A 20,399-nucleotide genomic window follows, 5' to 3' on the forward strand; every position below is an offset into this window, starting at 1 on the left:
CGAGGAGCGGAGGTTGACATCGAGTGCGCTCGAGGATGCAGACTCCCGGTCAGCAACGCCCTTATCCGCCAGGGCTGTTGAGAGGGAGACAGAAATGCGCTACCGCACGATCGGCACGGACCCGAAGACCCGCCGCAAGGTGAGCGTGCTCAGCCTCGGCGCGATGCTGATGGGCACGCTCACCGACGAAGCGACCTCGTTCGCCGTCCTCGACCGGTACGCCGAGGCCGGCGGCACCTTCATCGACACGTCGAACAACTACGCGTTCTGGGTCGACGGCAGTCAGGGCGGGGAGAGCGAGCAGCTGCTCGGCCGCTGGCGCCGGAGCCGTGGCGTCGGCGACGAGATCGTCATCGCCACCAAACTCGGTGCCCGGCCGAACACTCCCGCCACCGGCTTCACCCGCGACATCGAGGGACTCTCGCCGAAGGTGATCCGGGAGTCCGCGGAGCGGAGCCGGGAACACCTCGGCGTCGAGAGGCTGGACCTGCTCTACGCGCACGTCCAGGACCACGGCGTGCCGATGCGGGACACCGTCGAGGCGTTCGGAGAGCTGGTGACCGAAGGGACCGTGGGACTGCTGGGCGTGAGCAACCACTGGGCGTGGCAGGTGGAGCGGGCCCGGGCCCTTGCCGAGGCCGCCGGACTGCCGGGGTACGAGGTCCTCCAGTACCACCACACCTATCTGCGGCAGCGCACGGACCTGCCGAGCCTGCGCTCACCGGACGGCCAGGAGGGCGTGGCCGCCGGGGATCTCCTCAGCTACCTGCGGGCCGAACCCGCCCTCGTACCGGTCGCCTACTCGCCACTGCTGGCCGGGGCCTACGTCCGGGCGGACAAGCCGCTCGGCCCGGAGTTCGACCACCCGGGCGCCCGGGCGCGGCAGGCGGCACTGCGGACGGTGGCCGAGGAGACCGGGGCGACCGTCAACCAGGTGGTCCTGGCCTGGCTCATCGGCGGCGAGGTCCCTGTCGTCCCGCTGGTCGGCGCCTCGTCGGTGGCGCAGCTGGACGAGAGCCTGGCGGCGATGGACCTGGAGCTGACGACGGAGCAGCGGGCGACACTGGACGCCGCCCGCTGACCACCCGCACCATGTACGCCGCCACCATGGCGACGTACGACGGTGTGTGCACCGACCCCGTGTGACGTGGGCTTCGACCTCCTTACGGTGACGACCATGGAGACTCCCCAGAGCCCGGTCCACGGGCCCGCGCCGCTCACCGTTCCCCCGCCCCGCGCCGCCGCTCCGTCGCCGCCGCCCGCAGATCCGTTCCTGGCCGGGCGCACCGCCCTGGTGACCGGAGCGGCGAGCGGCATCGGGCAGGCCTGCGCCGAGGCCCTCGCCGCCGCGGGCGCCCACGTGTACGTGGTGGACAAGGCCGCCGACGCGGCCAAGAGCCTGGCGGAGCGGATCGGCGGAACGGCCTGGGTGGTCGACCTGTCCGTACCCGAGGCGGTGGACACGCTGCCGGACGACGCGGACCTGGTGGTCAACAACGCGGGGCTGCAGCACGTCGCTCCCGTGCATGAGTTCCCACCGGACCGGTTCGCGCTGATCCACCGCGTCATGGTGGAAGCACCGTTCCGCATCTTGCGCCGCACCCTGCCCGGCATGTACGAACGCGGCTGGGGGCGCGTCGTCAACATCTCGTCCGTCCACGGGCTGCGCGCCAGCCCCTACAAATCGGCGTACGTATCGGCGAAGCACGCACTGGAAGGACTCAGCAAGGTGGTCGCTCTCGAAGCAGCACCGCACGGGGTGACCAGCAACTGCGTCAATCCCGGCTACGTGCGCACGCCGCTCGTCGAGAACCAGATCGCCGACCAGGCCCGTACGCACGGCATCTCGGAGGAGGAAGTGGTGGGCAAGGTGATGCTGGAACGCAGCGCCATCAAGCGCCTCATCGAACCCCGGGAGGTCGCCGAGGCGGTGCTGTGGCTGTGCGGACCGCACACCGGTCACATCACCGGCACCTCGCTCGCGATGGACGGCGGCTGGACCGCTCACTGACACTCTCCAGGTACACATCGAATCCCCGACGAACGATGGCCGCCATGTCTGCACCGCCCCCCTCCGCCGCGCCCCACCTGCGTCGCCTCCTCGACCTGCTGACCGAGGACGCTCCCGCCGAGGCACTGGGCGCCGTCTCCTCCGAGGCGCGGGCCGCCGGTGTGCCCGCGGGCGACCTCGCCGAGGTGGAGCGGGCCACCGCCACCGCGCTGCGGATCAGGGGCGCCCTGCGCCAGCACCGGCGCCGCGAACTCCAGCTCACCGCGCTCTTCGACACCGCGGGCGATCTGGCGGCCTCCCGCGATCTGGACGACGTACTGAAGGCGATCGTCCGGCGGGCCAGAATGCTGCTCGGAACGGACACGGCGTATCTCACCCTCCCCGACGAGGAGGCAGGGGACACCTACATGCGGGTCACCGACGGTTCGGTGTCGGTCCTCTTCCAGCGGCTGCGGCTGGAGCTCGGCGACGGGCTCGGCGGTCTGGTCGCGCAGACCGCGAGCCCGTACGCGACCCCCGACTACCGCACCGACAACCGCTTCCGCCACACCCGCAACATCAACGCCGGGGTCCTGGACGAGGGGCTCGTCGCCATTCTGGGTGTGCCCCTGCTCCTCGGCTCCAGCCGCGGCGGTACGGGGAAGGTCATCGGAGTCCTCTTCGCCGCCGATCGCGCGCCGCGCGTCTTCAGCCCCGACGAGGTCGCTCTGCTCTGCTCGCTCGCCGCACACGCCGCAATCGCGATCGACACCGCCCGCGCCCTCGCCGACACCCGCGCGGCCCTCGACGAACTCGCCGGCGCCAACGCCGAACTGGCCGAGGCCAACGCTGCGGTACGGGAGCACTCGGCCGCCATGCAGCGGGCCGAGGAGGCGCACGACCGGCTGACCGACCTGGTGCTGCGCGGCGGTGACGTCAAGGACGTCGCGACGGCCGTCGCGGGGCTGCTGGACTCCCCGCTCACCATTCACGACCCGGGCGGGCGCCCGCTGGCGGCCGTCCGGCCCGACGGCGCCGGCCTCGCCGCCGACAGCATGGACGCCGGATGGCTGGCCGAGACGGCCGAGGAGTCCCGCACCGGAGCGCGCGCCGTGCACCGCGACGGCCGGTGGATCTGCGCCGTACTGGCCGGGCAGGAACTCCTGGCCCAACTGGTTCTGCACCAGCGCCGACGGCTCGACGACTCCGACCGGCGGCTCTTCGAACGCGCTGCCGTGGTCACCGGCCTCCTCCTCCTGCTGCGGCGCACGGTCGCCGAGACCGAGAACCGGATACGCGGCGAGCTGATCACCGACCTGCTGACCGACGCGGAACGCGACCCGGCCGGTCTCGCCGAGCGCGGCCGCCGCCTCGGCATCGACCTGGACCGCCCGCATCTGCTGCTGGTGGCCGAGGCGGGCGCCCGGGAGAAGCTGTGTGCCGCCGCTCTGCGCTACCTGTTCGGCGGGGACATCCACGGGGTGAGCGCCGAACACGCGGGCACGGTGGTGCTGTTGGTCGCGTGCGACGACGAGGAAGCGGGGGCCGGTGACGCGGCGCGGGCGGCGGCGGCCCAGCTCGGCCAGCTCGTCCAGGCCCCCGTCACCGTCGCCGCCACCGGGCCGGCCCGCGGCCCGCGCGAGCTGGCCGCCGCCCACCGGGAGGCCGCCCGCTGCCTGCGCGCGATGCGGGTGCTGGGGCGTACGGGTGAGGGTGCCTGCGTCGACGAACTCGGCTTCCTCGGCGTGGTGCTGGGCAACGCGCAGGACGTCGACGGTTTCGTCGACGCGACGCTGGGGCCGCTGCTGCGGTACGACGCCCAGCGTGGCACCCATCTGGTGCGCACGCTGAGCGCGTACTTCGGTGCCGGTGGCAGCCTCATTCGCGCCAAGGACGAGCTTCACGTCCACGTCAATACGGTGGTGCAACGGTTGGAGCGGATCCAGGTCCTGCTGGGGCGGGACTGGAACGAGCCGGACCGGGCGCTGGAGCTCCAGCTGGCGCTGCGGCTGCATCTGTTGGCGGGGGGCCAGGAGCGGGCGTGAACCGGGGTGGCCGGTTGTCGCCGCTCTGTCCTCGAGCGCCGGACGGGCCCGAAAGATGTCCTCGAGCGCCGGACGGGCCGGGTTGTGTCCGGGAGGGCCCGAGGGCGTCCTCAGGCGTTGTCCGGGACGGGTGTGTTCGCCAGTGCCACCAGGCGTGTGGCGATCTCCTGCGCGCCCGCGCCACCCGTGAGCACCGTGTAGTGGTTGACGTCCGGCGCCGCCACCGGCTCCACCCGCGTGTCCCCGAGGCCGGCCGCAGCCAGTCGCTTCTCGTCGTACAGCCCCTGCTCCTCGTCCATCAGGCCGCGCGCCGCCCACAGCAGCGTCGCCGGTACCGGCAACTTCCGTACGGCCGAGAGCACTTCGTCGTCGAAGAGGCCGATCCCGTCCGTGCGTACCGCCTCGATCCGGCAGGTGGAGTGCATCGCCGGCTCCTCGCCCGTCAGGTCGCGCTGGATGTACGCATCGACCTCCGGTGACCAGGCGTCCCCGGCGAACGCGGGGTGCGCCTGCCAGAACGCCCGGTAGGCGACGCGGTCGGCGAACGTCATCGACAGCCGGTCCATGGCCGGGCCGATCACCGCCGTCATGAGTTCGTCCGGGGACAGATGGGTGGGGGCCGGGAAGCCGACCCCGCCGTCGACGAGCAGCAGCGGACCGAAGCGGTCCGGATGCCGTACGGCGGCCAGGGCCGCCACGAACGCGCCCATCGAGTGACCGGCCAGCACCACCCGGTCCAGGCCGAGCCCCTCGGTCAGCGCGGCGACGTCATCGGCGTGTGCCGCGATCCCGTACGGGCCGGGCAGCCCGGCGCTCGCCCCCCGGCCGCGCAGATCAGGGGCGATCAGCGTGACCCGTCCGGCCAGCATCCGGGCCACCGTGCCCCAGGAGAGCGCGTTGGCCGTGATGCCGTGCAGGGCCACGACCACCGGCGCACCGGGCTCCCCGGCCGGCCAGCGCAGCGCCGCCAACTGGCCCCCGGTGACCGGGACACGTATCTCTTCGTACGGGGTCATGAGTGCGGGTTCTCCTTCCGGGCTGCTGCGCCCGCTCTGGTTGCGCCTCTTGGTGCACGGAGTGCGGAGCCCAGCCGGGAAGGCAGCCGTGCCAGCCCGCCCGGCAGCAGATGTACCACGGCCACGAACAGCACACCGAGCAGGAACAGCGGCTGGGAGAGCGGCACCCGCAGCACCGCGGGCAGGTCGGCGACCGCACCCGAGCCGGCGAGATCGCCGAGCCGGTGATCGGCCCACGTGTACAGGATGCCGCCGACCATCGGCCCCCAGCGGGTACCCGAACCGCCCAGCACCACCATCACCAGCAGCGACAGTGTGAAGTCCGAGGTCGTCGTCTGGGGTGTGGAGCCGCCGGTGAGCAGCAGATGGACGAGTCCGCCGAGCGCCGCCAGCGCACCGGCCAGGACGAAGGCCGTCAGCTTGAACCCGTACGGCCTCAGCCCCAGCACCTCCACCCGGCGCTCGTTCTCCTTGATGCCCTCCCAGACCCGCCCGGTCGGGGAGCGGACCGCCCAGTGGACGACGGCCAGGGTGAGCACCAGATAGCCGAGCGCGACCCAGTACAGGTTGGCCGTGTGCTCGATGCCCACGAGCCCGGACGGCAGCAGCTCGGCGGGTGCGGCCCGGCCCTCCTCGCCGCCGGTGAAGCCACCGGGGTTGCGGGAGACCAGGATCGAGCCCGCCTGGGCGAAGGCCAGCGTCACCATGGAGAAGCCGATACCGGTGACCCGCAGGCTCACCGACCCCAGCACCAGAGCGAGCGCGATCCCGAAGCAGACGCCGACCAGGGCCGAGACGGCGAACGGCAGACCTGCCTCCAGCATGATCGTGTTGGTGGCGTAGCTGCCCGCGGCGAAGTACAGCGCATGGCCGAAGGAGAGCAGCCCGGTACGGCCGAGCAGCAGGTCGTAGCCGGTGGCCAGGGCCCCGAACAGCAGGCAGGTGGCAAGGAGTTGCAGGCTTCCCGCACTTCCGACGGGGCCGTCGAGCAGGCCCGGCAGCGGCAGTGCGCTGTACGGCGCGACGATCAGCACCACCAGCACGGCGGCCGGCCACCAGCGCAGCAGCCGGGCCGTGTCGGCGCCGGCCGGTGCGCCGGACGGCGCCGCCGGTGTCCCGCTCGTGCGGTCGGGTGTCCCGGTCACGGTGCTCACGCGAGCCTCCCCGTCAGTCCGCGCGGCCGTACGAGCAGCAGCGCGGCGAGCAGGACGACGACGGCCAGGTCGCCGAGCCCCGCTGCGGTGTAGTAGTTGGCGAACTGCTGGACCAGGCCGATCACGACGGACGCCGCGGCGGCGCCGGTCACCGAACCCATGCCGCCGGTGACCACCACGACGAACGCGAAGATCAGCAGCGAGGTGCCCTGCCGGGGATCGACCGAGCCGAAGTACAGCCCGCCGAGCGCCCCGCCGAGCGCGGCGGCCGAGCCGCCGATCGCGAAGACGAGGGTGAACGCCTTCCGTACGTCGATGCCGAGCGCGGTAACCATCGCCCGGTCCTCGACCCCCGCCCGTACGACCAGTCCGTGCCGGGTACGCCCGAGGAAGAGCCGCAGCGCGACCAGCACCACGACCGCGGCCGCGATCAGCACCAGGCGGTTGACCGGAACTTCCGCGCCCAGCAGGGAGAACGTGCCGGACAGTGCCTCCGGCCCGGGGAAGCGCAGGGCGTCCGAGCCCCAGATGCCCGACAGCAGCGCCGGGACGGCGAGCCCCACCCCGACCGTGGCGAGCACCTGCTCGCGCGGCCGGGTGTACAGCGGGCGGACGACGGCGAGCTCCAGGACCACGGCGGCGACCGTGCCCACCGCCGTACCGAAGAGGACCGCGAGGACGAAGCCCGCGCCGCCGGGGCCCGCACCCGGCAGGTTCCCGGACGCCGCCCACCAGGTGCCGTACGCGCCGATGGAGAGCAGCGCGCCGTGCGCGAAGTTGAGCACGTCCATCAAGCCGAAGATCAGCGAGAGCCCGGAGGCGATCAGGAAGTAGAGCGCTCCCAGACCGAGTCCGGTCATGGCGAGCAGAACGACGGTGGACATCAGGAATCCGCCTCCACGGAAGGTGCTTCGGTGGCCGGGCCGCGCCCCACGCCCAGCAGCCGGCGTGCCGCCTCCGCGTCGCCCAGCAGCTCACCGGCCGGGCCCTGGTGGGCGGTTCGGCCGTCGGCGAGCACGGTGCAGTGGGTGGCCAGGCGCCGTACGACGGCGAGGTTCTGTTCCACGAGCAGCACCGGCACCGCCTCGGCGGCCCGCTCGAGCACCTCGGCGACCTCGGTGACCACCTTGGGCGCCAGTCCCTTGGTGGGTTCGTCGGCGATGATCAGCCGGTTGCCGTTGAGCAGGGTGCGGCCGATGGCCACCATCTGCTGCTGACCGCCGGACAGTGTCCCGGCCAACTGCCGCTCACGGAGCTTCAGTTCGGGGAAGAGTTCATGGACGAGCGGGTACGCCGGCTCGCCCGCCCCGCGCCGCTCGGCCAGCCGCAGGTTCTCCGCCACGGTCAGCCCGGCGAAGACGCCGCGGTCCTCGGGGGCGTAGCCGATGCCCCGCCGGACCAGCGTGTGGGTGGGCAGCGCCACGGTCTCCTCGCCGTCGAGCCGGACGCTGCCGGTGCGCGGAACGAGGCCGAGGATGCCGCGGACGGTCGTGGTCTTCCCGGCGCCGTTCCGGCCGAGGAGCGCGGTCACCCCGTGCCGGGCGACGTCCAGGTCCACCCCGTGCAGGATGTGCCGGCCGCCGATGAGGACCCGCAGGTCCCGTACGGCGAGAAGTGTTCCGGTCGTCACAGCCCCTCCCCGAGGTATGCCTGCTGCACGGTCGGGTCGGCGGTCACGGCCTCGGGGGTGTCCAGCGCCAGCAGCCGGCCGTGGTGCATCACGGCGAGCCGGTCGGCCAGCCCCAGCAGGACGTCCATGTGGTGCTCGACCATGAGGACGGTGCGGCCCTCGTCCCGGTGCAGGGCGCGGATCAGTTCGGTGAGCGCAGGGACCTCCTCCGCGCTCACCCCGGCCATCGGCTCGTCGAGCAGCATCAGCCGCGGCTCTCCCACCAGCAGCACCGCCAGCTCCAGCTTCCGTTTCTCGCCGTGCGACAGCTCGGACGCCAGGGCCCCGGCGCGGTGGCCGAGCCCGGTGCGCTCCAGTACGCCGTGTACGTCGTCGGTGTACGGGGAAGCGCGCCGCCACACGCGGTACGAACCGCCCCGGGCGGCCTGCGCGGCCAGCCGGACGTGGTCGGCGACGCTCATCCCCGGCCAGAGGCTGGACGTCTGGAACGTCCGGCCGATCCCGCGCCGGGCCCGGGCGTGCGCGGGCCGGCCGGTCATGTCCGTGCCGTCCAGCGCGATGGTGCCCGACGTGGCCGTGGTCAACCCGCTGATCAGGTTGAACAGTGAGGTCTTGCCCGCCCCGTTGGGGCCGATGAAGGCGAGGAACTCGCCCTCGCGGACGTCCAGCGTGATGTCCTCGACGATGGTCGCCCCTCCGACGCCCCAGCCGAGGCCGGTCAGCCGGAGCACGGGAGCGGTGCTCCGCGCCCCGCTCCCGTGTTCCGTCGTGATGCCCGGTGCGGCCATCGGTCAGCCCGCCGAGGGCTTCGCGGGCGGCGCCACCTTGTCCATCGGCTCGGTGGTCACCAGTTTCGGCTCGGCGGTGGCACCCTTGCCGGTCAGCTTGGCCACGAACATCGGCTGAATCAGGGCGTGGTCCTCGGCTCGCACCTGCTCCTTGCCCTTCACCCCGTCGAAGGTCCAGCCCTCCAGGGCCTTCGCCATGGCGGCGGGATCGGTGGCGCTGCCCTCCTCCACCGCGTGCACGATCATCTGCGCGGCGGTGAAGCCGTCGGGGGTGAACAGGTCAGGGGTGCCGCCCGCCTTGGCCACCGAGTCCAGCATCGACTTCTCCACGGCGTTGCCGCCGCCCGCACCGGGGAAGTAGTGCGCCAGGAACGAGACCTTGGAACCGGCGGCGCCGAAGATCGGGTACGAGGCCGTGCCGGCCAGCCCGGTGACGACCTTGGACGCACCCAGCACACCCTGCTGGTCCAGCGCGGTCCACAGCGCGGGGGCGGTGGAACCCGCCCAGGCCACGAAGACCAGATCCGGTCCGGCGGCCTTCACCTGCCGGGCGAACGGGGTCAGGTCCGTGGCGCTCGGCGGGGCCAGCACGGAGCCGACCTTCGCGCCCTTGCCACCGAGGACGGCCTTCACCGCGGCGACGTTGGCCTGGCCGAAGGTGGAGTCCTGGGCCAGCACGGTGACCTTCTTGCCCTCGGCCTCGCCGAGCATCGTCCCGGCGGTGAGGATGTCCTGGTAGGACTGCCGGCCGGAGCGGAACGTGTAGTCGTTGATCCCGGTCACGGCGTCGGTCGCGGCGGGCCCGCTGACGTACAGGACCTTGTTCTGCGCGGCGAGCGGCGCCATCTGCAGGGCGACCCCGGAGTCCGTGGTCCCGGCGAGCACCTTGTAGCCCTTGCCGATCAGGTTCTTCGCGGCGGAGACCGCCTTGCCCGGGTCGCCCGCGTCGTCCTGCTCGGTGACCTCGATGCGGTGCCCGGCGACCTTGCCGGTGCCGTTCGTCGCGTAGTCCAGGCCTGCCATGAACCCGTCGCGGTACTGCTTCCCGTAGTCGGCGAGCAGCCCGGTCCGGGAGTAGACCAGCCCCACCTTGACGGTCTGGGCCTTCGCGCCCTTGCCGGACGCGGAGTCCGCCTCACCCGCCTTCCCGGCGGCGGTGCAGCCGACCAGCAGGAGTCCTGCGGCGGCCAGGGTGACGACGGCGGAGAGGGATCTGCGGTGGTGGACGGTGCCTGTGGCTCTGCGACGCATGGTGACCGGCTCCTCGGCGGGATTCCTGTGATGTCGCCGAACCGTATGAACACCGTGGCGCCGTCGACATGGTGCAGGACGCCCCACCTGAGGCGGTGCGCATGTGCGGGCCGCACATGGCCCGGGGCCGGGGGTGAAGGGGGGCGGCCCCGGCCCCGGCCCCGTCAACACCCCGTCACCTACGGGGACATGACCCGGCCTTGGCCCGTCAGTACCAGATCGCCTGGACCGTGGCCATGACGAATCCCGTGCCCGCGAACACGCAGCCGACGATCCCCATCACCATTCCGGCGGTCGCCTGGCCGTGGCCGCCCCCTTCGCCGCGGTCCGCCATGCGCCGCGCCGAGACGCCGAGGCACAGCGCGATGATCGGCAGCACGATCGGTATGAGCAGCAGCCCGAGGATGCCGAGCACCATGGACGCCGTCGCCTTGCCGCTGGGCAGCGGGGCGTTCCCGGGGTACGCGTGGCCGTACGCGGGCTGAATGCCGGGGGCGAACCTCGACGCGTCCCCCGTGTTCGCCGTGCCGCCTGCCGCACCTGATGTGTCAGCCATGTCTTCCTCTCCTTCTTTGCTGGTCATGACCATGCTAGGAGAGATCTGCGACCCTTTCGGACAGGGCTGCGGGGACAGCCCTTAGGACGCTTCCGGGGGTGCCGTCACGTCGATCAGCCGGCACACCGTCTCGATGTCTATCTTCACCTGGGCGATCGACGCCCGTCCCGACAGCCAGGTGATCAGCGCCGAGTGCCAGGTGTGCTCGATGACCCGGACCGCGGAGAGCTGCTCGGGCGTCGGGTGCTCCAGCCCCATCGAGTCCAGGATGATCGCCGTCGTGAGCCGCGAGACGGTGTCCACCTCGGGGCTCACGCTGCGGTCCGCGAAGGTCAGCGCCCGCACCATCGCGTCCGCCAGATGCGGTTCGCGCTGCAGCGCGCGGAACGCCCGCATCAGTGTGTCGGCGACCCGCTGGGCCGCGTCGTCCCCGGCCGGAGGCCGTTTGCGCAGCGTCCCGTGCATGTGCTGGAGCTGGTCCTGCATGGTGGCGACCAGCAGATGGATCTTGGACGGGAAGTACCGGTACAGCGTGCCCAGGGCGACCCCGGCGGCCTCCGCCACCTCGCGCATCTGCACCGCCTCGAACCCGCCCCTGCTGGCGAGCTGGGCGCTGGCGTGCAGGATGCGGCGGCGGCGGGCCTCCTGCCGTTCCGTCAGGGGCGGCGATGCCGGCTTGGCTTCCGCTGTCATGTGTCCCCATCCATGGCTTCTGTCCGCAACCGGAGGAGGCGCGTGGGCTCCCGGCGGCGCACAGCATGCCAGGGTGCCGGTCGTGGCGCGAATCACCTGATCCGGCCGTTGCGCCGACGCTACCTGCCGGTAGATTCGTAGCTCATTGAACGATCCAGTCTGAAACTTGTTCTAGATTAGCGTGAGCGGTTACGCTCCGGCGAACACGCAGTGAGAAGGGGGCCGAGTGTGACCGCTGAGGCCATAGAGACGGGCCCCCGCACGGGCAGTGACACGTCGGCCGCCGCCGTCGGCGGGCGACCGTTGCGCATCGCACTCCTCACCTACAAGGGCAACCCCTTCTGCGGCGGCCAGGGTGTCTACGTACGCCATCTCGGTCGCGAGCTCGCCCGCCTTGGCCACAGCGTCGAAGTGATCGGCGCCCAGCCCTATCCTGTGCTCGACGAGGGCGTCCCGCTCACCGAGTTGCCGAGCCTGGACCTCTACCGCCAGCCCGACCCGTTCCGCACCCCGAAGCGCGGCGAGTACCGGGACTGGATCGACGCCGCCGAGGTCGCCACCATGTGGACCGGCGGCTTCCCGGAACCGCTCACCTTCAGCCTGCGTGCCCGCCGCCATCTCGCCGCCCGTCGCGGCCAGTTCGACGTCATCCACGACAACCAGACCCTCGGGTACGGGCTGTTGGCGGACCTCGGTGCCCCGCTCGTCACCACCATCCACCACCCCATCACCGTCGACCGGCAGCTGGAGCTGGACGCCGCCGGCAGCCGTCGCCGCCGCGCCTCCGTACGCCGCTGGTACGCCTTCACCCGCATGCAGAAGCGGGTGGCACGCCGGCTGCCGTCGGTGCTCACCGTCTCCGGCTCCTCCAAGCAGGAGATCGTCGACCATCTCGGCGTGGGGCAGGACCGGATCCATGTCGTGCACATCGGCGCGGACACCGACCTGTGGTCGCCCGACCCGTCGGTCGCCGAGGTGCCCGGCCGGATCGTCACCACCTCCAGCGCCGACGTCCCGCTGAAGGGCCTTGTCCACCTCGTCGAGGCGCTCGCCAAACTCCGTACCGAGAACCCACAGGCGCACCTCGTGGTCGTCGGCAAGCGGGCCGAGGACGGACCCGTCGCGCACGCCATCGAGCGGTACGGACTCCAGGACGCCGTCCGGTTCGTCAAGGGCATCAGCGACGCCGAACTCGTCGACCTGGTGCGCAGCGCCGAGGTCGCCTGCGTCCCCTCGCTGTACGAAGGGTTCTCGCTGCCCGCCGCCGAGGCCATGGCCACCGGCACCCCGCTCGTCGCGACCACCGGCGGGGCGATCCCCGAGGTCGCGGGTCCGGACGGCGAGACCTGTCTGGCCGTGCGGCCCGCCGACGCCGGGGCCCTGGCCGCCGCGCTCGCCCGGCTGCTCGGCGACCCGGAACTGCGGGCCCGGCTCGGCGCCGCGGGCCGCGCCCGGGTGCTGGCCCGGTTCACCTGGAAGCAGGCGGCCATCGGCACCGCGGAGCTCTACCGGCAGGCGATCGCAGCCCGCGCCGTCACCACGCAACCCGGCGGCCGACGGTGACCCCGCAGCCCGCCCCCGCTGTCCCCGCCCCCTGAACCCCTCGACCGCGAAAGCAGGCACTTGTGCTGACCGTGGACTTCACCCGCTTCCCGCTCGCCGCAGGCGACCGAGTGCTCGACCTGGGCTGCGGCGCCGGACGCCACGCCTTCGAGTGCTACCGGCGCGGCGCCCAGGTCGTGGCACTCGACCGGAACGGCGAGGAGATCCGCGAGGTCGCGAAGTGGTTCGCGGCGATGAAGGAGGCCGGAGAGGCCCCCGCGGGCGCCACCGCCACCGCGATGGAGGGCGACGCGCTCAACCTGCCGTTCCCCGACGAGTCCTTCGACGTCGTCATCATCTCCGAGGTGATGGAGCACATCCCCGACGACAAGGGCGTGCTCGCGGAGATGGTCCGGGTCCTCAAGCCGGGCGGCAGGATCGCGATCACCGTGCCGCGGTACGGCCCCGAGAAGGTCTGCTGGACGCTCTCCGACGCGTACCACGAGGTCGAGGGCGGCCACATCCGCATCTACAGGGCCGACGAGCTCCTCGGCAAGATCCGCGGCGCCGGCCTCAAGCCGTACGGCACCCACCACGCGCACGCGCTGCACTCCCCGTACTGGTGGCTCAAGTGCGCATTCGGAGTCGGCCGCGACGGCAAGGACGCAGCGCTGCCGGTCCGTGCGTACCACAAGCTGCTGGTCTGGGACATCATGAAGAAGCCCGCCGTCACCCGGGTCGCCGAGCAGCTGCTCAACCCGGTCGTCGGCAAGAGCTTCGTCGCGTACGCCACCAAGCCGCACCTGCCCAAGGCCGCTGCGGCTGCCGCGAATGACCTTTCGAAGGCCGAGGCGTGACCACTCCCGAGCAGACCGAACACCTCGTGCTGCCCGGAGTGCTCACCGCGGAGCAGGCGACGGAGACCGTCGCCGCGCTGCTCGCCGTCCAGCGCGAGGACGGTGCGCTGCCCTGGTTCCGAGGCCACCACCTCGACCCGTGGGACCACACCGAGGCCGCCATGGCCCTCGACGCCGCGGGAGAGCACGCCGCCGCGGAACGCGCGTACGAGTGGCTGGCCCGGCACCAGAACAAGGACGGCTCCTGGTACGCCGCCTACCACGACGGCGACCCGGACCGGCCGACCGACCGGGGCCTGGAGTCCAACTTCTGCGCGTACGTGGCCGTCGGCGTCTGGCACCACTACCTCGCCACCGGCGACGACGGGTTCATCGACCGGATGTGGCCGACCGTGTACGCGGCCGTCGAATTCGTCCTGCGGCTCCAGCAGCCCGGCGGCCAGATCGGCTGGAAGCGCGAACCCGACGGCACCCCCGTCGACGACGCACTGCTGACCGGCAGCTCCTCCATCCACCAGGCACTGCGCTGCGCACTCGCCATCGCCGAGCAGCGCGAGGAGCCGCAGCCGGACTGGGAGCTGGCGACCGGCGCGCTCGCGCACGCGATCCGCAGCCACCCCGAACGCTTCCTCGACAAGAGCCGCTACTCGATGGACTGGTACTACCCGGTCCTCGGCGGCGCGCTCACCGGAGCGGCCGCCAAGGAGCGGATGGAGGAAGCCTGGGACCGTTTCGTCGTCCCCGGCCTCGGGGTGCGCTGCGTGCTGCCCAACCCTTGGGTGACGGGCGGCGAAAGCTGCGAACTCGCCCTGGCCCTCTGGGTGATGGGGGAGTCCGACCGGGCCCTGGAGATCCTCCAGTCCATCCAGCATCTGCGCGCCGAGGGCGGCATGTACTGGACGGGGTACGTCTTCGAGGGCAACCGGGCGTTCTGGCCGGAGGAACTCACCACCTGGACCGCCGGATCGCTGCTGCTCGCCGTGGCCGCCCTGGGGGGCGACGAGGCGACCGTCGCGGTCTTCGGCGGCGAACGGCTGCCGACGGGCCTGGAGCCGGACTGCTGCGCCGCCCCCTAGGGGCGGGCCCAACGGCCGGGCCGTGGGGTCACGGACGCCGGATCCGGCCCGCCACCGCGTGTCCGATGAAAAGATAGACGATGGCTGCGAGGCCGTATCCGGAGACGACCCGCGCCCAGGCCTCGTCGAACGTGAACAGGTCGTACGACCAGCCGGCCAGCCAGCGGGCGGCGTTCTTGACGAAGGCCACGAGGTCGTTGCCCCGGTTCGCGTCCAGCAGGTACATCAGGATCCACAAGCCGATGATGAAGGCCATGACATCGGCCACCACGGCTATGACACGTGCGGCGGTGCTGCTTCTCGTGCCTATTCCAGGAGACATGGATATCGGGTTGCCGTTTTCCGCGGTCCGAAACCCGGTCGGCACCCCCTGAGTGGCGCGGCACACGGACCCGGGTGAGCCTGGCAGGGCGTGCCGCACTGCGGCACCCACCGCCGAACTCGCCGTTGATGTGCCCCGTCAGGGAGGCCCGCTGTGCCCAGTTCCGTACCGCTCCGCCGTCTGTTCGTGGCGCTGCTGTTGTCCTGCACCGTACTGGTGAGCGCCACGGCGTGCGGCAACGACTCCGGCACCGGCGCGAGCGCCTCCGCGTCACCGAGCGGTACGGCGTCGGCGCAGAAGCAGAAGCTCGCCAAGACGCGGTTCGTAGCCAACGCCGGGCTCGCTGCGGGCGCGACCTACCAGTGGATCATCAAGCCGTACCGTGCGGGCAAGTTCAAGAAGGGTGCGGACGGACGGACGTTCGCGCTGGTCAAGGCCGGGCTCGCGGGCGGCTTCGCCTACAACAGGCTCAAGGCGGCAGCGGAGAACGCCAAGGGCGATCCGCTGCTGTCGAAGGCGGTCGCACCGCTGACGGCGGGCATCGAGTCGCTCAAGGGGATGGGCACCAAGCTGCGCAGCGGCCAGGCGGGCGCGGGGGATGTCGGCGCCTTCGAGGACGTCATCACCAACATCAAGGACGCCGGCAAGAGTGCGGGCGCCGAGGTGAAGGACAAGGTGCCGTCCGCCTCCCAGCTCGGTGGATAACCGCATGGGGGAGGCGTCACACGAGCAATAGGGTGCCGTCATGACGCTTCTGGCACACGACCACTACTGCGAAGAGATCCTCCGTCAGACCGATGGGCTGAGAGCCGTGATCAGCGGTGCGGACCTCGGTGCGAAGGTTCCGACCTGCCCCGAGTGGACGCTGCGCGACCTCGCGGTCCACGTCGGTGGCGCCCACCGCTGGGTCTACGAGATCGTCCGTACCCGGGCGACCGAGGCGGTCCCGGACGAGCGGGTGCCGCAGTTCACGCCGGACGGCGACGACCCCGCGGTGCTCGACGCGTGGCTGGCTGACGGGGCCGCGAAGACCGTCGCCGCCCTGCGCGAGGCCGGTGCCGGGCAGCCGGTCTGGGCCTGGGCATGGGACCGGAGCACCGGATTCTGGGCGCGGCGCATGGCCCACGAGACGGTCGTCCACCGCGCGGATGCGGCCGTCACGGTGAACGCCGACTACACGGTGGCGCCCGAGCTGGCGGCCGACACGATCGACGAATGGCTGGAGATCGTCGCCTTCGCGCAGTCCGAGGGGGACAGGGAGGCCGTGGAGCTCCGGGGGGCCGGAAGGTCCCTTCATCTGCATGCCACGGACACGCCCGGGGCGGAGTGGCTGATCGAGTTCGGCGACGACGGGTTCACCTGGCGGCGGGCGCACGAGAAGGCGACGGTCGCGGTGCGCGGGACGCTGACCGATCTGATGCTGGTGTTCAACCGGCGGGAGGGCGTGGACAGCGGTCGCGTCGAGGTGCTGGGGGAGCGGGAGCTGCTGGACTTCTGGCTGGAGCGGGCGACGTTCGCATGAGGCGGGCGCTCAGGCGTTGTTGAGGTCTGCCAGTACGCGCAGCGTGTGGGGATCCGGTGCCGTGATCAGCAGGTCGGTCACCGGGCCCTTGCGCCACAACTCCAGCCGCTCCGCGATCCGTTTCCGTGGTCCGACGAGCGAGATCTCGTCGGCGAACGCGTCCGGCACGGCCAGCACCGCCTCCTCCTTGCGGCCCTCCAGGAACAGCCGCTGGATCCGCCGCGCCTCCTCCCCGAAGCCCATCCGGGCCATCAGATCGGCATGGAAGTTGCGGGCGGCATGACCCATCCCTCCGATGTAGAAACCGAGCATCGCCTTCACCGGCAGCAACCCCTCCGCGACGTCGTCACAGACGTGCGCGCGGGCCATCGGCGCGATCATGAAGCCGTCGGGGAGACCGGCCAGCGAGGCCTCGTACACATCGGTGCGCTGCGGCGACCAGTACAGCGGCAGCCAGCCGTCCGCGATCCGCGTCGTCTGCGCGATGTTCTTCGGCCCCTCCGCGCCCAGCAGCACGGGCAGCCCGGCTCGCAGCGGATGGGTGATCGGCTTCAGCGGCTTGCCGAGGCCGGTCGCGTCCGGACCGGTGTACGGATGCGAGTGGAAGCGTCCGGCCAGTTCAACAGGGGCCTCACGCCTGAGCACTTGCCGGATGATCTCGACGTACTCGCGGGTGGCGGTCAGTGGACTCTTCGGGAACGGGCGCCCGTACCAGCCCTCCACCACCTGCGGCCCGGAGAGCCCGAGCCCGAGCATCATCCGGCCGCCGGAGAGATGGTCGAGAGTCAGTGCGTGCATGGCGGTCGCGGTCGGGGTACGCGCCGCCATCTGCGCGATGCCGGTGCCGAGCCGGATGCGAGAGGTGTGGGCGGCGATCCAGGTCAGGGGGGTGAAGGCGTCGGAGCCCCAGGCCTCCGCCGTCCACACCGAGTCGTAGCCCAGCCGCTCCGCCTCGCGGGCGAGCTCCAGATGGGCTGGGTTCGGGCCGCGGCCCCAGTAGCCGAGAGCGAGTCCGAGCCGCATGACGGTCCCTCCGACCATGTATGACGATGCGTCAGTTCGATCCGCACGGACGGAGGGTACGACAGCGGCCCCCCGCCCGGAAGGGGCGAGGGGCCGGTGGAAAGTGGCTGCGGTCAGCCGCGCTGAATGCCCGTGGTGTCCTGAAGCACACCGCGACGGCCGTCCTGGGTCTGGGCGATGAGGCCCGGACCACGCTGCTCCACCGCGAGGTACCAGGTGCCCGGCGCCAGTTCGGCGATCGGGCTCGGCGAACCGTCCTCGCCGTACAGCGGACGGGCCACCGGCACCGCGAACCAGAACGGCGTGAAGTCGCCGGCCGGCGCCGAGCCGCCCTGCGGGGCCTGCTGCGCCTGCGGCGCGTGCGCCATGGCGGGATCGGGCTGACCGGGCTGCGGCTGCGCACCGTACGGCTGCGGCTGACCCGGCTGGGCACCGTACGGCTGCTGCTGGGCGCCGGGGTAGCCGTAACCCTGGCCCGGCTGCGGCTGGCCACCGTACGGCGACTGCACGGCCTGCGGACGCGGGGCGCCCATCAGGGGAGCCTTGAGCGCCGGGACGAGCGGCGTCGCGACCGCGCCGCCGGCGAGCACGATGGTCGCGAGCAGGCCGAGGATCAGGCCGGTACCCGCGTCGCTGGCGTCGATGGTCGTCCAGAAGGCCGTCCACAGCGCGAAGACGCAGAAGGCGGCTCCGAATTGACCGAGATCGAGGCCGACAACCTTGCGGCTCGGCATGGCGCGGCCCACAACCACCAGCACCGCACCGATGATTCCGGCCAGGAAGACGCTCATGAGGACCCCGAGCGCGTCCCAGGCATTCGGGGCGTCGAAGCTGGAGCAGTTGAGGCCCGCAGGGCAGTCGATGCCGGCGAGGTCGAGGAAAGAGGCGATGAACAGCACCACCGCTGCGCCGATCACCACGCCATCGCCTCGAGTGAGGGAGCGGATATTCACGTGAAGGTCCTTAGTCGGTCGTCTCGTCGGGGCGGTCGTCGCTGCCGCCGGTACGGCGGGCACGGCGCGAAGCTCGGAGGCGGCTCCCCACCGTACGGATGAATCTATCGTCTGCCCGGACGGGTTGTGTCCCGGCCCGGACGTTGCGCGGTCATCCCCCGTAATACCCCCGCACAACTACCGCACAACTCCTCTGCTTTACCCGTTGAAGTAGGAAGTGATGCCATCGGCAATGCCTTGTGCGGCCTTCTGGCGCCAACCCGCGCTGGTGAGCAGAGCGGCGTCCTTCGGATCACGCATATTGCCGCACTCGATGAACACCTTGGGCACGGTCGACAAATTCAGCCCGCCCAGATCGCTGCGGGTGTCCAACCCCGTATTGCCGCCGACGTAATTGGAAGGCGCACTTCCGGTGGCGCGGACGAAGAGCCCCGCGATACGGGTGCCGAGATCGCGCGACGGATCCACGATCTTCGAGGTGTCGGCGGCTCCGCCGCGCACCAGTGCGGGAAGGATCACATGGAACCCCCGGTTACCGACCGCGGAACCGTCCGCGTGCACCGAGACGACCGCATCGGCCTCGGCGTTGTTGCCGATCCGGGCCCGCTCGTCGACGCACGGCCCGTACGGGCGGTCGTTGTCGTACGTCAGGATCACCTTCGCGCCCTGCGCCTGGAGCAGCGCACGCAGCCGGTGCGACACATCCAGCGTGAACTGGGCTTCCGCGTACCCGGAGTTGGTGGACGTGCCGGTGGTGTCGCACTCCTTGTGCGTGGTGCCGATGTCCACCTGCCGGCTGATCTCGCGGGTGTGCAGATGGTTGTTCGGGTTGTGCCCGGGATCGATGACGACGGTCTTCCCGGACAGCGGCCCTGACGCCCGGCCTCCCGAGGTCTTCGAGGGCGACGCGGACGGCGGCGATGCGGACGTCCTGTCCGGCGCCGGAGCGCTCCGGGACGGCGAGACCGACGGCGGCGCGGCGGAGGTGGCGCTGCTGCCCTGCCGGGGCCGGGCCTGCGCCTCGCCGCTGTCCCCGCCCGCGCCGCAGCCCGCGGCACTCAGGCACACGGCTGCGAGCGCAGCGGCGACGAGCAGGGGCCGGCGGTGCGGGGTGGGGGAAACGCTGTCGTCGTACGGCACGCCGCGATGCTATCGGGGCGGCTCAGATCCCCGTTCCCGTACGGCGCAGGACGCGCAGCGAGTCCGTGACCGATACTTCGCTGAACGCCCCGGACTCCAGTGCCCGCAGATACACCCGGTACGGGGCCTGGCCGCCGTGCGCGGGATCGGGGAACACGTCGTGGATCACGAGCAGCCCGCCCTCGGCGAGATGCGGCGCCCAGCCCTCGTAGTCACCGTTCGCATGCTCGTCGGTGTGCCCGCCGTCGATGAAGACGAAGCCGAGCTTCCCGCCCCAGACGGCCGCGACCTGCGGGGACCGGCCGACGAGCGCCACGACATGGTCCTCGAGCCCGGCCGCGTGCAGGGTGCGGCGGAACGTCGGCAGTGTGTCCATCCGGCCGACCTCCGGGTCCACGACGGTCGGGTCGTGGTACTCCCAGCCGGGCTGCTGCTCCTCGCTGCCACGGTGATGGTCGACGGTGAGCGCCGTCACACCGGCCGCCCGGGCGGCGTCGGCGAGCAGGATCGTGGACCGGCCGCAGTACGTCCCGACCTCCAGCAGCGGCAGACCGAGCGCGGCGGCGTCGGTGGCGGCCGCGTGGAGGGCGAGCCCCTCACCCACCGGCATGAACCCCTTGGCGGCCTGAAAGGCGGCGAGAATCTCGGGCTTGGGCTCGGCGGCCACGGGGTTCCTCCTGGCGGTACGGGGATCGAACGGCGCCCTATGGTGCCGTACGGCCTGGTCGGCGGTGTCGGTGGGGGTGCTGCCGCACGATTTCCGGGATCGGTCCGGCGCTCGCACGGAATGCCGTATGCCTCCGCCGGAAGGAGTTCGGCGGAGGCATACGCGGGGTGAGCT

General features: G+C 71.8%; 21 protein-coding genes. 8 read left to right on the plus strand and 13 right to left on the minus strand.

All coding sequences use genetic code 11. The annotated features are described in order from the left end of the window. The first annotated feature begins 94 nt into the window (after positions 1-94). From OHB49_RS29370 to OHB49_RS29380, 3 genes are all read left to right on the plus strand, one after another. A complete protein-coding gene (locus OHB49_RS29370; RefSeq protein WP_329164010.1) occupies positions 95-1,081 on the plus strand; it encodes an aldo/keto reductase in 987 nt (328 codons plus the stop codon). Between the two features lie 96 nt (positions 1,082-1,177). After that, positions 1,178-2,011: a 3-hydroxybutyrate dehydrogenase gene (locus tag OHB49_RS29375; protein WP_329164011.1), complete on the plus strand. Its 834-nt coding sequence runs from the start codon at positions 1,178-1,180 to the stop codon at positions 2,009-2,011. A 44-nt stretch (positions 2,012-2,055) separates the two neighbouring features. Next, positions 2,056-4,035 (plus strand): helix-turn-helix domain-containing protein, encoded by a 1,980-nt coding sequence (locus OHB49_RS29380; protein WP_329164012.1) that lies wholly within the window; start codon positions 2,056-2,058, stop codon positions 4,033-4,035. A gap of 110 nt (positions 4,036-4,145) precedes the next feature. Here OHB49_RS29380 and OHB49_RS29385 read toward each other — a convergent pair whose 3' ends face one another. The 8 genes from OHB49_RS29385 to OHB49_RS29420 all read right to left on the minus strand — a co-directional run bounded on the left by OHB49_RS29385 (position 4,146) and on the right by OHB49_RS29420 (position 11,123). After that, positions 4,146-5,051: an alpha/beta fold hydrolase gene (locus tag OHB49_RS29385; RefSeq protein WP_329164013.1), complete on the minus strand. Its 906-nt coding sequence runs from the start codon at positions 5,049-5,051 to the stop codon at positions 4,146-4,148. Further along, on the minus strand, positions 5,048-6,205 hold the full coding sequence (locus OHB49_RS29390; protein ID WP_030970463.1) for a branched-chain amino acid ABC transporter permease: 1,158 nt from the start codon (positions 6,203-6,205) through the stop codon (positions 5,048-5,050). Before OHB49_RS29390 ends, OHB49_RS29385 begins: the two co-directional genes overlap by 4 nt. Further along, positions 6,202-7,089 carry a branched-chain amino acid ABC transporter permease gene (locus OHB49_RS29395; protein WP_030970464.1) on the minus strand — a complete coding sequence of 296 codons (888 nt, stop codon included), beginning with the start codon at positions 7,087-7,089 and terminating at the stop codon, positions 6,202-6,204. The genes OHB49_RS29390 and OHB49_RS29395 overlap by 4 nt, the downstream gene beginning before the upstream one ends. Beyond that, on the minus strand, positions 7,089-7,835 hold the full coding sequence (locus OHB49_RS29400; RefSeq protein WP_329164014.1) for an ABC transporter ATP-binding protein: 747 nt from the start codon (positions 7,833-7,835) through the stop codon (positions 7,089-7,091). Before OHB49_RS29400 ends, OHB49_RS29395 begins: the two co-directional genes overlap by 1 nt. After that, positions 7,832-8,623 (minus strand): ABC transporter ATP-binding protein, encoded by a 792-nt coding sequence (locus OHB49_RS29405; protein ID WP_329164015.1) that lies wholly within the window; start codon positions 8,621-8,623, stop codon positions 7,832-7,834. Before OHB49_RS29405 ends, OHB49_RS29400 begins: the two co-directional genes overlap by 4 nt. 3 nt (positions 8,624-8,626) lie before the next feature. Further along, entirely contained in the window at positions 8,627-9,874 is a 1,248-nt protein-coding gene (locus OHB49_RS29410; protein WP_030970471.1) for a substrate-binding domain-containing protein, read from the minus strand. Positions 9,875-10,082: 208 nt separating this feature from the next. Further along, positions 10,083-10,430: a DUF4190 domain-containing protein gene (locus OHB49_RS29415; protein ID WP_329164016.1), complete on the minus strand. Its 348-nt coding sequence runs from the start codon at positions 10,428-10,430 to the stop codon at positions 10,083-10,085. A gap of 81 nt (positions 10,431-10,511) precedes the next feature. Further along, positions 10,512-11,123, minus strand: coding sequence for a TetR family transcriptional regulator (locus tag OHB49_RS29420; protein ID WP_030970475.1), 612 nt, complete (start codon positions 11,121-11,123; stop codon positions 10,512-10,514). A gap of 228 nt (positions 11,124-11,351) precedes the next feature. Here OHB49_RS29420 and OHB49_RS29425 point away from each other — a divergent pair, with 228 nt between their 5' ends. From OHB49_RS29425 to OHB49_RS29435, 3 genes are all read left to right on the plus strand, one after another. After that, positions 11,352-12,686, plus strand: a complete 1,335-nt coding sequence (locus tag OHB49_RS29425; protein ID WP_329164017.1) for a glycosyltransferase family 4 protein — start codon at positions 11,352-11,354, stop codon at positions 12,684-12,686. A 62-nt stretch (positions 12,687-12,748) separates the two neighbouring features. Continuing rightward, entirely contained in the window at positions 12,749-13,522 is a 774-nt protein-coding gene (locus OHB49_RS29430; protein WP_030970479.1) for a class I SAM-dependent methyltransferase, read from the plus strand. Then, complete coding sequence (locus OHB49_RS29435; RefSeq protein WP_329164018.1) at positions 13,519-14,598, plus strand: prenyltransferase; 1,080 nt, start codon at positions 13,519-13,521, stop codon at positions 14,596-14,598. The genes OHB49_RS29430 and OHB49_RS29435 overlap by 4 nt, the downstream gene beginning before the upstream one ends. A 28-nt stretch (positions 14,599-14,626) precedes the next feature. Here OHB49_RS29435 and OHB49_RS29440 read toward each other — a convergent pair whose 3' ends face one another. Continuing rightward, on the minus strand, positions 14,627-14,920 hold the full coding sequence (locus tag OHB49_RS29440; protein WP_030970483.1) for a hypothetical protein: 294 nt from the start codon (positions 14,918-14,920) through the stop codon (positions 14,627-14,629). Positions 14,921-15,073: 153 nt separating this feature from the next. Between OHB49_RS29440 and OHB49_RS29445 the strand changes: the two genes are divergently transcribed. Both OHB49_RS29445 and OHB49_RS29450 read left to right on the plus strand, forming a co-directional pair. Continuing rightward, positions 15,074-15,625, plus strand: coding sequence for a hypothetical protein (locus tag OHB49_RS29445; RefSeq protein WP_329164019.1), 552 nt, complete (start codon positions 15,074-15,076; stop codon positions 15,623-15,625). A 40-nt stretch (positions 15,626-15,665) separates the two neighbouring features. Continuing rightward, the gene (locus tag OHB49_RS29450) at positions 15,666-16,442 is read left to right on the plus strand and encodes a maleylpyruvate isomerase family mycothiol-dependent enzyme (protein ID WP_329164020.1); all 777 of its coding nucleotides are present in this window, start codon (positions 15,666-15,668) and stop codon (positions 16,440-16,442) included. Positions 16,443-16,451: 9 nt separating this feature from the next. Here the strand turns inward: OHB49_RS29450 and OHB49_RS29455 are convergent, their stop codons facing one another. From OHB49_RS29455 to OHB49_RS29470, 4 genes are all read right to left on the minus strand, one after another. After that, entirely contained in the window at positions 16,452-17,465 is a 1,014-nt protein-coding gene (locus OHB49_RS29455; RefSeq protein WP_030970487.1) for an LLM class F420-dependent oxidoreductase, read from the minus strand. A 113-nt stretch (positions 17,466-17,578) separates the two neighbouring features. Continuing rightward, positions 17,579-18,418, minus strand: a complete 840-nt coding sequence (locus tag OHB49_RS29460; protein WP_329164021.1) for a DUF5336 domain-containing protein — start codon at positions 18,416-18,418, stop codon at positions 17,579-17,581. A gap of 198 nt (positions 18,419-18,616) precedes the next feature. Next, entirely contained in the window at positions 18,617-19,558 is a 942-nt protein-coding gene (locus OHB49_RS29465) for an N-acetylmuramoyl-L-alanine amidase (protein WP_329164022.1), read from the minus strand. Between the two features lie 22 nt (positions 19,559-19,580). After that, the gene (locus OHB49_RS29470) at positions 19,581-20,225 is read right to left on the minus strand and encodes a class I SAM-dependent methyltransferase (protein WP_030970492.1); all 645 of its coding nucleotides are present in this window, start codon (positions 20,223-20,225) and stop codon (positions 19,581-19,583) included. Between the last annotated feature and the right edge of the window lie 174 nt (positions 20,226-20,399).

Origin of the sequence: Streptomyces sp. NBC_01717 (assembly GCF_036248255.1) — a bacterium.
In the GTDB taxonomy this organism is placed as follows: Bacteria; Actinomycetota; Actinomycetes; order Streptomycetales; family Streptomycetaceae; genus Streptomyces.

Excerpts from the sequence above, each read along its gene's own strand:
- OHB49_RS29415 (WP_329164016.1), bottom strand. The coding sequence starts at position 10,430 with ATGGCTGACACATCAGGTGCGGCAGGCGGCACGGCGAACACGGGGGAC.
- OHB49_RS29440 (WP_030970483.1), bottom strand. The coding sequence starts at position 14,920 with ATGTCTCCTGGAATAGGCACGAGAAGCAGCACCGCCGCACGTGTCATA.
- OHB49_RS29370 (WP_329164010.1), top strand. The coding sequence starts at position 95 with ATGCGCTACCGCACGATCGGCACGGACCCGAAGACCCGCCGCAAGGTG.
- OHB49_RS29385 (WP_329164013.1), bottom strand. The coding sequence starts at position 5,051 with ATGACCCCGTACGAAGAGATACGTGTCCCGGTCACCGGGGGCCAGTTG.
- OHB49_RS29410 (WP_030970471.1), bottom strand. The coding sequence starts at position 9,874 with ATGCGTCGCAGAGCCACAGGCACCGTCCACCACCGCAGATCCCTCTCC.
- OHB49_RS29455 (WP_030970487.1), bottom strand. The coding sequence starts at position 17,465 with ATGCGGCTCGGACTCGCTCTCGGCTACTGGGGCCGCGGCCCGAACCCA.
- OHB49_RS29395 (WP_030970464.1), bottom strand. The coding sequence starts at position 7,089 with ATGTCCACCGTCGTTCTGCTCGCCATGACCGGACTCGGTCTGGGAGCG.
- OHB49_RS29375 (WP_329164011.1), top strand. The coding sequence starts at position 1,178 with ATGGAGACTCCCCAGAGCCCGGTCCACGGGCCCGCGCCGCTCACCGTT.
- OHB49_RS29405 (WP_329164015.1), bottom strand. The coding sequence starts at position 8,623 with ATGGCCGCACCGGGCATCACGACGGAACACGGGAGCGGGGCGCGGAGC.
- OHB49_RS29420 (WP_030970475.1), bottom strand. The coding sequence starts at position 11,123 with ATGACAGCGGAAGCCAAGCCGGCATCGCCGCCCCTGACGGAACGGCAG.
- OHB49_RS29380 (WP_329164012.1), top strand. The coding sequence starts at position 2,056 with ATGTCTGCACCGCCCCCCTCCGCCGCGCCCCACCTGCGTCGCCTCCTC.
- OHB49_RS29450 (WP_329164020.1), top strand. The coding sequence starts at position 15,666 with ATGACGCTTCTGGCACACGACCACTACTGCGAAGAGATCCTCCGTCAG.